Below are 13,287 nucleotides of genomic sequence, written 5' to 3' on the forward strand. Positions count from 1 at the left end.
GTTGCCAGGTGACGAGACCAAGGTCCGTGCTGCGACGTCGAACACGATGATACGGGTGCCATCTATGAACGCTTCGTCTGCGCGCTTCGCGTTGACCGTCGCAGTCCCGCGGACATTCCTGACAGTCGTCGCCGGAGTGTGGGCGACGGGCCTGGTGACCGCTGACACGCAGCGGAGGACTGCGTACGCCGATGTGCAACCGATTAATGGCAAGAACGTTTCGCGGATGGAGAAAGTCACCGATGAGCAATACGACGGGCGCTGAGCGTCTGAGGAAACGTGCGCAGGCTACGGCGTTGGCCGTGATCTTGAGCGTGGCAGCCACATCGAGCTTACCCTCGACAAATGAAGGATCGAAAGACATGCAGAACACAGGAACGACATCGCCAAACGCTTCTGAAAACCTGACCGACCGCCAGCAGGCGATCGTGCCGATTGCAGCGTTCGCCGCCACCGGCGATATCGCGAATCTGAATACTTCCCTCGACCATGGCCTGGATGCGGGGATAACGGTCACCGAAGCTAAAGAAATTCTGGTGCAGGTCTACGCGTACGCCGGCTTCCCAAGAAGCCTGAATGCGCTAGCGGAACTGATGAAGGTGCTGGATATGCGCAAGCAGCGCGGAATCCAGGATGCGGCCGGCCGGCTACCCGGTTCACCGATTCCTACTGGAGATGCGCTGCTTGCCGCTGGCACTGCGAATCAGACCCGATTGTCGGGCGGCCCGGTTAAAGGGGCACTGCTCGAATTCGCACCTGCAATTGACGTCTATCTCAAGACACACCTTTTTGGCGATATCTTCGAGCGCGACAACCTTGACTGGCAGAGCCGTGAACTCGCCACCGTGAGCATGCTTTCCGCCCTGTCAGGAGTGGATTCGCAGCTACAGGCCCACATGCGCATCAGCATGAACGTCGGCCTTACCGCGAACCAGTTGCGGCAGCTAGGACAGGTGTTGGCTGACCGCGTAGACGGAAACGTTGCCCGGCGCGCGCAAGAAGCGCTGGATCGACAGCTTGCGATCGCGCCAGGGCCCTGAGATCGCGGCAGCCCGAAAGCAGCTGTCGTAATGTGTCCCGGTCTGGTTGGGCATATGCATTCCCGAGAGGCAGCGGGGCCGCGATTCCGGGCGGTCTTGATCGCCGATGTCATCGAGGGGCCTGTTTTCAGGCTTTGTGGCGCGGGCGTCGGGACTTACGGACCGACGAAGATTCTTTGCGCGCCTTAAGTTGGCCTTGCAGCAGTGCCACCTGCCGGGCGAGCACGTCGCGTTCGAGCCGCAGGTCGTACGCCTCCTGCGTCACGCTGTCGAGCTGCTTCTCCTGCCGCCCGGCAAGCCGCCTGTGTTCCGCGGCGTCTGCCGATATCCGCTGCGCGTCGACGACGAGTTGCTCGTTGCGCTGGCGGATCTCGGAAAGCGCGGCCTCAGCGCGCCGCTGCGCTTCACGCGCCTCCTCGGTCTGCAACATGACGTGCTTCTGGACGGCCTCAAGTCGGGACGTCGCCTGAGTCACCTCTGTGCGCAGGGCGGCCTCATGCTCCCCGTGTGCACTTCGCGATGCCTCTAGTTCGCGGGCATGGGCGGTTTGCAGCTCGCGCAGCGCGTGTTCCGAGTGACGGCGCGCGGCGTCGCGTTCCGTGATGGCGTCCTGGGCCTGTCTGAGGGCACTGTCGCGCTCGGCCTCGGCATGCGCGCGCTCGGTCAAAGCCTCGGTGAGTCGTGGCCGCTGGTCGTCCAACTGGGCATGCAGGGCGTGAACCTGGGCCTGAAGTTGCGCATTATCGGCCTCAAGCGAGCGCGCACGGGCGCTGGCGGCAGCGGCTTCTTTTTCCATTTCTTCGCTGCGTTGGGCGAATACCTGCTCGCCTTGCCCCACTGCAATCGCCCAGACGGACAGCATCGCATTGGCGACCGCTGGCGGCAGCGCTGCCGCCAGCGCATCGTTGCGCGCCTGCTCGTCCTTCCAGAGCTTCAGTTCGTCGTTGATCGTGGTGCGGCTGCCCTGGCGGATCTCGGCGTAGATCAGGTCGACGGTGATCTCATGGGGGAGCCGGCGGCCCGAGGCGACCAGCTGCGCGGCGGCTTCTCGGGTGCGGAGGCGGGTGTCGCTGATGCGGCTCATGGGTGGGGCGTGGTTCTAGGTACATGAAGGTGTGGGATACACTGGAAATTGTAATCGTATATTTCGATATAACGTTACGTCTATAACTATATAGCTTAAAAATTTGTGATAACGCCCATAATCACAAGTTCTGATCGTGTACGCTGCGAAAAGGCCATCCGAAAACGCGTCTCACCATGAACCTGCCCGCCAGCGTCCCGGAGTCACCGCAACCGGTCCTGTCGCTCGTGCTGCCTGCCGCCCTCGACGGGCGCGATGGCACCAACCGCGCACGCGGCGGGCATCGGCAGATTGCCGCCGACCGTGATGTCGACGCCGTGCGCCTGTGGCTGGCGGAATATGCCGGCTCGCCGCACACGTTGCGCAGCTACCGCAAGGAAGCGGTGCGTCTGCTGTTGTGGGCCACCCGGGCGCTGGGCAAGCCACTGTCCAGCCTCACGCGTGAGGACTTTCTGCTATACGAGCGGTTTCTTGCCGCGCCCAGCGGCGACTGGACCGATCCGGCGCGACCGCGACGGGGCATTGCGCGGCGGCTGTTCGATGGCCCGCTGTCGGAGCGCAGCCGGCATCAGGCGCTCGGCATTGTGTCGGGTTTGCTGTCGTATCTGGTCAGTGCCGGTTATCTGGCCGGCAATCCGCTCGCGCTGCGGCGCCGGACGGGGGCTGCCGCGAGGCACTCGCCGCGGGTCGAGCGGTACCTGGATCACGCGCTGTGGGATCACGTGCTCGTCAGCGTCGAGCAGTGGCCGCGGCTGACCACACGGGATCACCAGCATTACGAGCGCAGCCGCTGGCTCATCCGCCTGCTGTACCACACGGGGCTGCGGGTCTCGGAAGCGGCGCATGCGAAGGCTGCGGACTTCTATCAGCGGCGGGGCAAATGGTGGCTACACGTGGTCGGGAAGGGCGGCACCGAAGGGGAGGTGCCGGTGAGCGCCGCGCTGATGGCGGACCTCGCGCGGTACCGGGTTTTTCATGGGCTGGCGCCGACGCCGTCGGAGAACGAGATGGCGGCCGCAATGATGAGTGTCGCGGGTGACCCGCGCCGACACCTGACGCCGGCGGCGGTCTACCTGATCGTCAAGGAGGTTTTCCGGCGTGCCGCCGATATGCTCGGACCAAGCGATCCCGCCGGCGCCGCAACGCTGCGACGTGCATCGACACACTGGCTCCGTCACAGTGCAGCTTCGCATCAGGCCGATGCCGGGACGGACCTGCGCTTCATCCAGAAAAACATGCGTCACGCATCAATTCAGACGACAGGCATTTATCTTCACGCCGAAGATGACCGGCGCCATTCGGAGACTGTGCGCGAAGATGAGAGCGCCGTCGCGCCAGACGTACAGCGCGGCCGGCGTTCCTGAAAGTACAAAGCCGGTGGGCAAGTCGGCAGCTTGAAGAGTGCTGCTTCGGCTCAAAAGAAATGTCACAGGCGTTTTCGGGCACCGTACACGAGAACCGATCTCCTGTCGCATCTTATCAAGCAACGGATTCGAGGTCCGCCTTGAAGGCGAGTCATCGGCCAAAGACGACGCTGGCGCAGCCTGGGTTCTACGTCGGCAATGTGGCGGACTGCCGACGGTGGCGGCATCGAGCAGCCGGGCGACAGTTTCGGGCATCGCGAACTCACACTCCCGACCCGGAAGAGACTTTCGCGATTTCCGATATCGGCCACTCCGAGTTCGCGTCTGATACCGCTGACGCGCTGGTTCTGGGATGCGAACGATCATCAACGCTGATGGCACGAGCACTGCCTGTGCGCATAGGTTCCGCGAACGCGCGTCTGCTTTCGGCACGGGCAAGACTCGCAAAATGATTAAAAGTTGAATCTAATCCGGAAGCCGCTATTGAAAACTGTTTGAAAAAGCCCGGCGAAGCGCTTGATCGGGAAATAGTGGTGACCTATGCTATGGAACGATGAAAGCCGTCGATTTATATGACAAAACGGATCGGATTGCCGGGTCACTAAAGTAGTGCACGCCAACCGAGGGGACTGTCATCATGCCGACTGCCGCTGCGGAACTGCCCAAGACGTGGAAGATATACGCCGCTGTCGGGCTATCATTCCTCTGCACCGGTTTTGCTGCCTATTACGGGATGCGCGGCCTTCCGAGACGTCCAGAAACTCTTGTATGCCATTGGTTCCTCAACGTCAACCCGCGCCTGTGTGATGTCCAGTCATCAGGGTCGACGCAGATTGAAGGTTATCTCCAAGCGATCTATGTTGTTTTACTGGCATGTCTGGCTTTTCTTGTTCATGCAATCAAACGGCCAACCGGAAGCCGGAGCGAAAAGATAGAGGTAAAAAGCCCGCTTGTGGATGGTCGTAAAGACCAAGCCAAAGGCTCAGAGTCACCAAGTTGGGAGAGCGAGGAGCACGGGAAACCGGTCAAGGTTTCTAATGGAGGCTGGTTTTATCGTCTCAATATGTTGATCACTGGCCCAAAATTTTGCGTGCTCGTGCTTTTGATTTTTCCGTCGATCGTCTTTATTTTTGCCACCATTTCCCATGGCGAACCGGGGCCGGCTGTGTTCGTGATGGCCTTAGTCGCGATCTATGTTGCGGCCGAGCATTATTCGTCTCTCGAACGGCAAGGAAGCATTGTTCTGCGACAGGAGATTGCAACGGACAGACTAGAGCGTCAAATGGAGAGTCTCGCCAATGCCCTCGGTACCTCATACAGTCAGCGACAAATCCTTGATGCTTATTCAAAAACAGAGGATGAGGTCGGTGATTCGGCCTCCATGCGGGGCATATATGCAATTTATAAATACCCCGACATCGACCAAGAATGGTGGACACCGAATCTACCAGATGATGTCTGGCGGGACTACTTTTCGAGCGCAAAACAAACGCTGTTCAACTCAATAAAAAGAGGCCGCAGAACCAAGATTCTCCTTGTGGTTACCGATCCTCCACCTCTAGTCATTTCGAACGACGCGAGAGATGAAAAAGCCGACAAGTTCATCAAGCTCCTTGGGATCGCGTGGTATTGCGTCTGTCTGCACGAGGCCGCAAAAGCTGTGAAAGACGCGGACTATCAGATAAAAATCGCAACGACGTCAAACTGGATGCACGTTGTTGACAATCAGGTGTTTCAGTTAATTGGAACGCCACCCGACAAACTCAGCGTGCGTGATTTGAATTTTGACATCAATGTGATTGTTACCGATTCGCAGGATAGCGATCGAGTCGCACAGGCGGCAAAGCGAAACCTTGTGAACTGGGCGATCAACGACATCGTAAGAGTCTCTGAGAGAGGAACATCGGCCGAAGAATATCTTGGCGCAATCCTGATGTCTCTGTTCATCGAACGGAAGTGGGGCGCTGATCACAGCATCGACCGTAAAGGAGTAGAAGGCCTGCTGGAAGACCTTGGGCTTGAAGCATGGGAAAATGAAGGGAAGCTTTTCAACTGTCCTGATAACCGTAAGCAGATAGCGAGAAAGTTCTTCATCGAGCTACTGTACGAATTCATTCAGCGTCGACCGCTCAAGCAGCAAGCGCCGGACGACGATTCCCGTGAAATCCGTGGGCCTACCGATATCGGGTGGGAGTTGCAATGACCAAAGCAGATCTGGATCGAAAGTTGGGCAAATTGGCGCGGACTGTCCGAGGGATCCTGCTTCCGCAGAACGGCGGGCAGGTCCGAACCTGGGAATCAGAGACACCATTTGCCGAAACGGTCAGAGCGACGGAGGGAACCCGAAATACGGAGGAACTGGTTAGATCCCTGCTTCTGACTGCCGATCTTCTTCTCAAGCTGCGACTCGATGGGAGTGTGGATGGGCGTCGGAAGCTACGAGATTGGCACGGGCAGTGGTACGCAGGAGGCGTCAGTGACCCTGCCATTTCTGAGGTGGTGATCGAGAGTCTGTATGTAAAAAGCCTGGCTGCCATCTGGCTGGGGCTGTATTTTCTGGGCGTGCCTTTCGGTCATCCATGGGAACGGGTACGCCGTTGGGAAGACGAAAAGGGCGGCGGCCTGCCGAGTGGCGCATGTGTCGCGAAGGCGATTGGAGACATCGTCCGGTCAGCCCGTAAGCGGGCAATGCATAAAACCGCGAATATGCTGGGCGAGCCCGCAGAGCAGAAAGTCGTCGAGCCCAACGACGGGGAAGACACCACGGACACGTTGGTTATTCTGTCGGGCTGGCCGATCATAATTTTCAAGGACCTTCTCGTGGACAGGTCCGGCCCCGACGGCGCTGAGGACTGCGCGAGCACCCTTGGACGGTATTATGAGCTGTTGCAGCTCATTCTGTATTGCCGTCGCGGATTGCCGATCAATTACTTCGTTTCCGAAGAGGTCGTTGCGCGGGTACTTGGCGTATGGAGTGCGAAGGAAGACGTCAAGGAGGGCACTCGTGTGCAATGGCGCGAAGCATGCGAATGGCTTCGATCGAGTGTGTTCAACGGTTGCGGCAAGGATGGACAAGCGGTCTATGTAATACATGAGCCCAAAACCCCTCCGTGCTTTATTAACCATTCCGAGGGGTTGTTTACCTACGAGCAGTTTAAGGGCGCCCATATGACGGAACTCCCGATGTCTGCCAGCTACATGCGCGAAGTACGGCGTGCGCTCTATGCTCAGACCTTTGGCGACAAGAAGGCACCTGAGCTCGAGTCGTGGCGAAATCTCCTATCGAAGGACAACGATGAAACGAGGTTGTTCGAAGGGATGTGGACGAGGTTCAATTGTCCACCAGGTTGATACTGGGCGTCGGGGACGTTTCCCGATTCGCCCTGCCACGGGGTCGCTGAGCGCCTTAATGCTGCGGCTCTGACGTCAAACGCAATTCGACCAGGCCACCTCCTGGCAAAGTCACCTGCGGGGAACCGTTTGGCATGCACGGAGTTGATGCCATGCTCTACGCAGAAAAATCGAGCCGCGAAGCAAAGCCGACTAGAGGCGTGGAAGATCATCGGTTATATGGGTGCCGAGAAGACTATCGACCGCTAAAGGCATGACACAGGAAAAAACAATGTTTCTGCGCAGTAAATTCGACAATCACTGCGCTCATCGCGGCGGTCGGCGAATTCCTCTACGACTAGCCGCAAATGAGACCGGAGGTGTGTTCGAAGCGGTCGTCGACCAGGATAGCGAGGCTATAGCCGCGCCGACGATGCGGATTGTCGACGATTCGGAATGCCCTGTCGAACGTCTCAAATTGGCCGAACCCGGAAGCTCGGCAGAGTCGGCGATCCGCTAGGCTTGTTATTTTGGGTTGGCGCTGGCTTCTGGCCCGAGCCGCCTCTCTCTAACAGTGTTAGGCATTACAGGCTCAGTGTTACAGTGGCGATCCGCCCCTTCCGGAGCAGGGCATGCCGAGCCACAAAGAAGACACAGATTTGCATCGCACAGGCTGGACCGTTCAGACCCGTCTGGGGAATCGATCGACGATCCCCGATCTCGTTATGGCATGGGCGCGCGATCGCGATACCGGCGAGCCGCGCTACATCCTCGAATTAGGCGAACATCAGCGCGGTACCCAATGCAACTGCGAGTGCGTCAGCTGTGGTGGCCAATTAATCGCGGTGAACGCCGCCCGCGATGCCTTTCGGCTGAGGCCACATTTTTGTCACGTTGACGGTACTGAAAAGCATTCCTGCCTTGTGCTGGCAGCGCGAGCTGTCCTGCTGGCGACACTCGAGAGTACGGAATACTTAAACCTCCCGAGCAGACGACGCACCGCGCGCGTTGCTGGCATCTCTGGCGAATTTCACGACGCGTGGTTCGATGCGCCGGCCGAACGTGTAAATATAGCGTCTTGCGCGTTCTCCGATGAAGCCGAGGCAACTGTTGTGAACGGCTGTGAGAAACCGACACTAGACGGCGGCATCGATCAGAGATACCGAATGGTCCAGGTCTGCTGAGCGGTTTGGTAATGGTTTGTGTGAAGTGCAGGAGGCGGCACCGGCTGCGTCGGAAGGAGCCCGTAGGGCGCGTGCAGACGCAGCCGGTTCGGCTTGCTTCAGGAAGAGGTGACGCTGAAGTCGGGATGCGGTAGAAGAAGGCTTACCGCCGAAGAAACAGGCTCGACACCGGCTCAAACCGCCAAGTTCACTCCGATGTCGAGCCCCACACGCGCACGGGGCACGGGTGCCGGGCCAGTATGGCACGACCCATTATTCCCGTCGATACCGTTTCGGCATTGACGGGGATTGCCGATGCCGGACACAGGCCGTCTGTTCGTGTGCGCCCGTTGCCGGGCGCAGGTCGTCGTTTGCCGCCGTTGCGACCGCGGCCAGATCTACTGCGACGGTGACTGTTCTGAGGTCGCACGCCAGGCCAGCATGCGCGTGGCCGGCCAGCGCTATCAGCGCAGTCGTCACGGCCGCTTCGCGCATGCCGAACGGATGCGCCGCTATCGCAACCGCCAGAATAAAGTGACGCATCAGGGTTCCGCTGTACCTGCCGCCGATGCTCTACTGGCACCGACTTCGACGACGTCGGCGGCAACAGCAGCGGTGTCCGCCACCGCCCCAGCTGTGCCTGAGCGTTGCCATTTCTGCCACTGCGTCTGTCCGGACTCCGTGCGCCTCGGGCCACTACGCCGTCGGGTCTTCCGTGATGTTCGTACTACTACCTACTACACAGGAAGTGACCCATGACCATTGGAGTTGAACTCGAGGCGCAGATCCTGCGCTACTACCACGTCGAGAAGTGGCGCTGCGGCACCATCGCACGGCAGTTGCACGTGCACCGTGGCACGGTCCAGCGCGTGCTGGCGCAGGCCGGTCTGCCCCGCGTCGGCGGGATGCTCAGACCTTCGCAGATCGATGCCTACCTGCCGTTTATCCATGACACGCTCAAGAGGTTTCCGTCGCTCACGGCCAGCCGGCTGTATGCGATGGTCACCGAGCGCGGCTACCGTGGCAACCCTCATCATTTCCGGCACCTGATCGCGGTACACCGTCCGCGTCCTACACCAGAGGCTTATCTGCGGCTGCGCACCTTGCCTGGAGAGCAGGGCCAGGTTGACTGGGCCCATTTCGATCATCTGCAGATCGGGCGCGCGCGCCGGCCGCTCATGGCCTTCGTCATGGTGCTGTCGTGGTCGCGGCAGATCTATCTGCGCTTCTTCCTCGATGCCCGCATGGACAGCTTCCTGGCGGGCCACGCCGGCGCGTTCGCGGCGTGGTCCGGATTGCCAAGGATCCTCCTCTACGACAATCTCAGGAGCGCTGTGCTCGAGCGTCAGGGTGATGCGATCCGCTTCAACCCGACGCTTCTTGCGTTCGCCGCTCATCATCGCTTCGAGCCCCGTCCAGTGGCAGTGGCCAGAGGCAACGAGAAGGGACGCGTCGAAAGAGCTATCAGGTATGTACGTGAGAATTTCTTTGCCGCGCGCAAGTTCGTTGACCTCGACGACCTGAATGCCCAGGCCGCGCTCTGGTGCGCCGGTCCCGCCGCCGATCGTCCCTGCCGGGAAGAGCCCACGATCACGGTGCGCGAAGCCTTCGCCCGCGAACAGCCCAGCCTGCTTGCGTTGCCGGCGAATCCGTACCCGTGCGAGCTGCAACTGGCCGTGAAGGTCGGCAAGCAGCCGTATGTGCGCTTCGATCTGAACGATTACACGATCCCGCATACCCACGTGCGGCGCGTACTCACGGTCCGGGCCGATCCCCGGCAGGTGCGCATTCTCGACGGCGCCGATCTGCTTGCAACTCATGTGCGCAGTTACGATCGCGGCGCGCAGATCGAGATTGTCGCGCACATCGACGCCCTCGTTGCACGCAAACGCGAAGCCCGTCACCATCGCGGCCTCGACCATCTCGCCCGCGCGGCGCCGGCCAGTCACACGCTCATGCTGCGCGCGGCGGAACGCGGCGCCAATCTGGGCAATATCACCGCCCACCTGCTGCGGCTGCTCGACCGTTATGGTGCAGCCGAACTGCAGGCAGCGATCGAGGAAACGCTCGCCAGCGATGCCGCGCCTCACCAGAATCCGGTGCGTCTGGCGCTGGAGCGTCGGCGCGAGTCGCGGCAGATACCGCCGCCGGTGACGGTGAACCTGCCCGAGCACGTGCGTAGCAAGGACACGCTGGTGACCCCTCACCGGCTCGACATCTACGACCAGATAACGGGAGGTGCTGATGAGCTCGCCTGAGAACCTGCAGGAGCGCGCGAACGCCCTGCGCCTGTACGGGCTGCTGGCACACTGGCCGGATCTCACGGACGCCGGCTGGGTTGCGCCGCTGCTGCAGTGGGAAGAAGACGAGCGTGCCCGCCGTTCGCTCGAGCGACGCATCCGGGATGCCCATCTGGGTAGCTTCAAACCGCTGTGCGACTTCGACTGGGCCTGGCCCACGCGCTGCGACCGGGCCACCGTTGAAGAACTGATGTCGCTCGAGTTCGTCAGGGACACCGCCAACGTCGTACTGATCGGCCCGAACGGCGTGGGCAAGTCGACCCTGGCGCTGAACCTCGCCTACCAGGCGCTCGTCAACGGGCACACCGCGCTGTTCACAACCGCTGGCCAGATGCTCGGCGAGCTCGCCGCGCTTGACAGTGACTCGGCGTTACGCCGGCGGCTGCACCGGTACGCCACGCCCGACGTGCTTGTAATTGACGAGGTCGGATACCTGTCCTACTCGAACCGCCACGCCGACCTGCTGTTCGAACTGATCAGCCGCAGGTATGGCGCAGCGAGCACCGTGGTCACCACAAACCGGCCGTTCGCAGAATGGTCGGAGGTGTTTCCGAACGCTGCCTGCGTCGTCTCGCTGGTTGACCGGCTGGTGCATCGCGCCGAAGTCGTCGCAATCGAAGGCGAGTCCTACCGGGTGAAGGAGGCACGTGAACGGGCCGAGCAGCGCACAAAGAAACGCAGCGCGGCACGCATGGAGAAGAAGAAGTCATGAAGCGCCTTCACCTGCCTTCGGGCATCACTCACGGGCTCGACTTCCTGATCCCGGACAACTGGTCCGCCGATCAGGCGCTGGCCGTCGTCGAACTCATCGACGATCTGCGCGAGCGTATCGCCGCGCACTACCAGATTCCGCTCAATGAACTGCTGCACGAACAGCGCGCGCCTCCCGACAATCCTCATCCTCGCGACATCGATGATCCATTCTGACGACCATCACCCAACAACAGCGGGCCGTAACCGCCCCCTGTTGTTGGCGCATTTATTCAACCTTGCGCCGCCATCTGGTGGCGCTTTTACACCGCCGCTAACAACTGTCACGCTCGAAGACGGACGCGAATTTCGGGCGATACTCGTCGGTAGCCATAGCGGTGCAGCGGACGACATGCCGCACGCTGTGATCGAAGTACTGGTCGACGATCCGGCGCTTGCCGCCATGAGCCCGGAAGAGTTGCGCGAACGCACGCGCTTGCTTGTGAGTAAGGCTCGATGGTGCGGACACTGGCAGGATCGGGAACTGAACGAGATTGCGTCTGAGGCGGCACGGGAGCAGGCCGTGTTCGCGCTCGACCTCACAGGAGAGGCTGTGGGGCTTGATGGCGCGACCCCTGAGCAAGCGCGCGAAACGCTGCTGCACCGGAAGGCCAAGGAGATCCTTGAGCGGGAAAAGCGGCTCGTTGTTCCGGAGATGATGTTGACCGAACGCGTGCAACGGCTGACCGGAAACAGCACCATCAACCGGACGATCCGCCGATCGCAAATGCTGAATCTTGAGTGCGTCGCGCTAGAGCAGCGAACAGGCCGGATCATTCCGGATGTGACTGCGACTACCGTACCCGCGCCCGATTGGCCATCCGAGACACTGCTTGTCGAAGTCACGGTCTCGAACGAGATCGACGTCGCGCGGCGCCTGCGTATCTGGGAAGAGGGCATTCCTACACTCGAGATAGACTTGTCACGGCTTGGCGGAACAGTGACCGAGGCAGAGCTCACGCGGCTGGTCGTCGATGAGCTGGTTTGCAAACGTTGGGTGTACCACCCCGCGATCGAGGCCGAACGCACCAAAATCAAAGCTGAGCTTGTGGCAGTTTACGCCGAGGCGGCGCGCCCCTTTCGACAGGCACCACAGCGGCCGACACCGGCCGCGCGATATCCCGATAACACACGCAGTGCCCGCAACACGTCACAACGCCATGTTGAACCCATATCGCCCAACCTCTGGCTCAAGGGCGAAGACCTCGAACGCTGGAAAAAAGAGAACCCGGAATCGGCGGCCGCTTGGTTCGGCACCGACGATAACGGTAGAAACTGACGGGGCATGCCGCGTCATCTGGGCCAACAGGGCACCGCTCGTTATCTCTTGCGTGCCGGCAGGCCTTCGGGCAGTCGCTGTCCGACCCCTCACCGACCTTCGGTATTCGATCTCGAAGGGGCTCTTATTGAATTACAGCAGCCGCTCATTCGCGGCTTTGCGACGGTAATCAACACGATCCGGTAGCCCCATAGCGTCTATCAGAATAGGCGGCCTGTGATTGCTAGTTCAATCGCTGAATCTGATGCAGAAATTGGACAAAGGCTCGTAACGATTGATGATCTTCCGCTGAGATAGGGTCTGGGTCAAAGTGCATTACGTCGTTTCTTATTAGTCGGACCCGATCCAGCTCCTTCTTGAAGATCACACGGTCGATTTGCAGCCCAATTCGCTGCCAACGCTCTGGATTTTCCATCAATCTTATAATTTCCCCTAGGGTCAAATCGGCGACCGAATCTACCGGTCGCCCCTCATCGGCCCCATCGCGAACCTCCCGAAGCTGCTCACCCGTGAACTTTCCATCAATCAACGATCGCACGAAATTTTCGATTTCGCCTAGCAGTAAAAAGGGCTCAGAAAGTTGCTGAAACTGCAAGTTCAGATCTGTCGATGTAACGATACCTTTGATGCGATTGTCTGCCGCTCGAACCAGTACATACGACTCGGCGGCAATCAACCGAATCACATCGAATAGGGAATCCGATTCCTTTACTTCCACTCCTTGGTCCATGCACTGTCTGACGGTGGTGGGGCGTTCCGCGTCAAACTGCAAATGCCGAGCTATCGATTCCCAACTCACAACGCCCTTAAGATCGCGCTCGTTCGTCATGACAGGAAGCTGGGAGAAGTCACGCAAGAGCATAGTGGTCACAGCTTCTGCGAGACTGCAGTCGGGACGAACGCTTAGGGAAACACTGATTTATTTGGTGCGACCGTCATCGCAGATGTGGTTGAGGGCGTTGTAGAAGAAATTCACG

12 protein-coding genes are annotated in these 13,287 nt (G+C 59.9%); 9 read left to right on the forward strand and 3 right to left on the reverse strand.

Going from position 1 to position 13,287, the window contains the following annotated elements:
• Window positions 1-242: 242 nt before the first annotated feature.
• Window positions 243-1,040 carry a carboxymuconolactone decarboxylase family protein gene (locus OKW35_RS12100; protein WP_429552107.1) on the forward strand — a complete coding sequence of 266 codons (798 nt, stop codon included), beginning with the start codon at window positions 243-245 and terminating at the stop codon, window positions 1,038-1,040.
• A 127-nt stretch (window positions 1,041-1,167) separates the two neighbouring features.
• Here OKW35_RS12100 and OKW35_RS12105 read toward each other — a convergent pair whose 3' ends face one another.
• Window positions 1,168-2,124 (reverse strand): DNA-binding protein, encoded by a 957-nt coding sequence (locus tag OKW35_RS12105; protein WP_429552108.1) that lies wholly within the window; start codon window positions 2,122-2,124, stop codon window positions 1,168-1,170.
• A gap of 176 nt (window positions 2,125-2,300) precedes the next feature.
• On the opposite strand from OKW35_RS12105, the gene OKW35_RS12110 reads away from it, so the two are divergent.
• From OKW35_RS12110 to OKW35_RS12125, 4 genes are all read left to right on the forward strand, one after another.
• On the forward strand, window positions 2,301-3,488 hold the full coding sequence (locus tag OKW35_RS12110; protein ID WP_429552109.1) for a tyrosine-type recombinase/integrase: 1,188 nt from the start codon (window positions 2,301-2,303) through the stop codon (window positions 3,486-3,488).
• Between the two features lie 637 nt (window positions 3,489-4,125).
• Window positions 4,126-5,691: a hypothetical protein gene (locus OKW35_RS12115; protein WP_429552110.1), complete on the forward strand. Its 1,566-nt coding sequence runs from the start codon at window positions 4,126-4,128 to the stop codon at window positions 5,689-5,691.
• On the forward strand, window positions 5,688-6,839 hold the full coding sequence (locus OKW35_RS12120; RefSeq protein WP_429552111.1) for a hypothetical protein: 1,152 nt from the start codon (window positions 5,688-5,690) through the stop codon (window positions 6,837-6,839). Before OKW35_RS12115 ends, OKW35_RS12120 begins: the two co-directional genes overlap by 4 nt.
• A 611-nt stretch (window positions 6,840-7,450) precedes the next feature.
• On the forward strand, window positions 7,451-8,002 hold the full coding sequence (locus tag OKW35_RS12125) for a hypothetical protein (protein WP_429552112.1): 552 nt from the start codon (window positions 7,451-7,453) through the stop codon (window positions 8,000-8,002).
• Window positions 8,003-8,254: 252 nt separating this feature from the next.
• Here the strand turns inward: OKW35_RS12125 and OKW35_RS12130 are convergent, their stop codons facing one another.
• On the reverse strand, window positions 8,255-8,524 hold the full coding sequence (locus OKW35_RS12130) for a hypothetical protein (RefSeq protein WP_065851693.1): 270 nt from the start codon (window positions 8,522-8,524) through the stop codon (window positions 8,255-8,257).
• Window positions 8,525-8,736: 212 nt separating this feature from the next.
• Between OKW35_RS12130 and istA the strand changes: the two genes are divergently transcribed.
• Genes istA through OKW35_RS12150 form a run of 4 tightly spaced genes read left to right on the forward strand, consistent with a single transcriptional unit; the run spans window position 8,737 to window position 12,310 of the window.
• Window positions 8,737-10,239: an IS21 family transposase gene (istA, locus tag OKW35_RS12135; protein ID WP_184069230.1), complete on the forward strand. Its 1,503-nt coding sequence runs from the start codon at window positions 8,737-8,739 to the stop codon at window positions 10,237-10,239.
• Window positions 10,226-10,993 carry an IS21-like element helper ATPase IstB gene (gene istB / locus OKW35_RS12140; protein ID WP_429551082.1) on the forward strand — a complete coding sequence of 256 codons (768 nt, stop codon included), beginning with the start codon at window positions 10,226-10,228 and terminating at the stop codon, window positions 10,991-10,993. Before istA ends, istB begins: the two co-directional genes overlap by 14 nt.
• Window positions 10,990-11,208, forward strand: coding sequence for a hypothetical protein (locus OKW35_RS12145; RefSeq protein ID WP_065851699.1), 219 nt, complete (start codon window positions 10,990-10,992; stop codon window positions 11,206-11,208). The genes istB and OKW35_RS12145 overlap by 4 nt, the downstream gene beginning before the upstream one ends.
• Window positions 11,195-12,310, forward strand: a complete 1,116-nt coding sequence (locus OKW35_RS12150) for a hypothetical protein (protein ID WP_429552113.1) — start codon at window positions 11,195-11,197, stop codon at window positions 12,308-12,310. The genes OKW35_RS12145 and OKW35_RS12150 overlap by 14 nt, the downstream gene beginning before the upstream one ends.
• Window positions 12,311-12,533: 223 nt before the next feature.
• On the opposite strand, the gene OKW35_RS12155 is transcribed toward OKW35_RS12150, so the two are convergent.
• The gene (locus OKW35_RS12155; protein ID WP_429552150.1) at window positions 12,534-13,229 is read right to left on the reverse strand and encodes a CBS domain-containing protein; all 696 of its coding nucleotides are present in this window, start codon (window positions 13,227-13,229) and stop codon (window positions 12,534-12,536) included.
• Window positions 13,230-13,287 lie beyond the last annotated feature (58 nt).

Source organism: Paraburkholderia sp. MM5477-R1 (assembly GCF_050436385.1).
Taxonomy (GTDB): Bacteria; Pseudomonadota; Gammaproteobacteria; order Burkholderiales; family Burkholderiaceae; genus Paraburkholderia; species Paraburkholderia tuberum.

Coding starts and splice junctions, on each gene's coding strand:
- OKW35_RS12100 (WP_429552107.1), top strand. CDS start 243: ATGAGCAATACGACGGGCGCTGAGCGTCTGAGGAAACGTGCGCAGGCT.
- OKW35_RS12105 (WP_429552108.1), bottom strand. CDS start 2,124: ATGAGCCGCATCAGCGACACCCGCCTCCGCACCCGAGAAGCCGCCGCG.
- OKW35_RS12110 (WP_429552109.1), top strand. CDS start 2,301: ATGAACCTGCCCGCCAGCGTCCCGGAGTCACCGCAACCGGTCCTGTCG.
- OKW35_RS12115 (WP_429552110.1), top strand. CDS start 4,126: ATGCCGACTGCCGCTGCGGAACTGCCCAAGACGTGGAAGATATACGCC.
- OKW35_RS12120 (WP_429552111.1), top strand. CDS start 5,688: ATGACCAAAGCAGATCTGGATCGAAAGTTGGGCAAATTGGCGCGGACT.
- OKW35_RS12125 (WP_429552112.1), top strand. CDS start 7,451: ATGCCGAGCCACAAAGAAGACACAGATTTGCATCGCACAGGCTGGACC.
- OKW35_RS12130 (WP_065851693.1), bottom strand. CDS start 8,524: ATGCGTCACTTTATTCTGGCGGTTGCGATAGCGGCGCATCCGTTCGGC.
- istA (WP_184069230.1), top strand. CDS start 8,737: ATGACCATTGGAGTTGAACTCGAGGCGCAGATCCTGCGCTACTACCAC.
- istB (WP_429551082.1), top strand. CDS start 10,226: ATGAGCTCGCCTGAGAACCTGCAGGAGCGCGCGAACGCCCTGCGCCTG.
- OKW35_RS12145 (WP_065851699.1), top strand. CDS start 10,990: ATGAAGCGCCTTCACCTGCCTTCGGGCATCACTCACGGGCTCGACTTC.
- OKW35_RS12150 (WP_429552113.1), top strand. CDS start 11,195: ATGATCCATTCTGACGACCATCACCCAACAACAGCGGGCCGTAACCGC.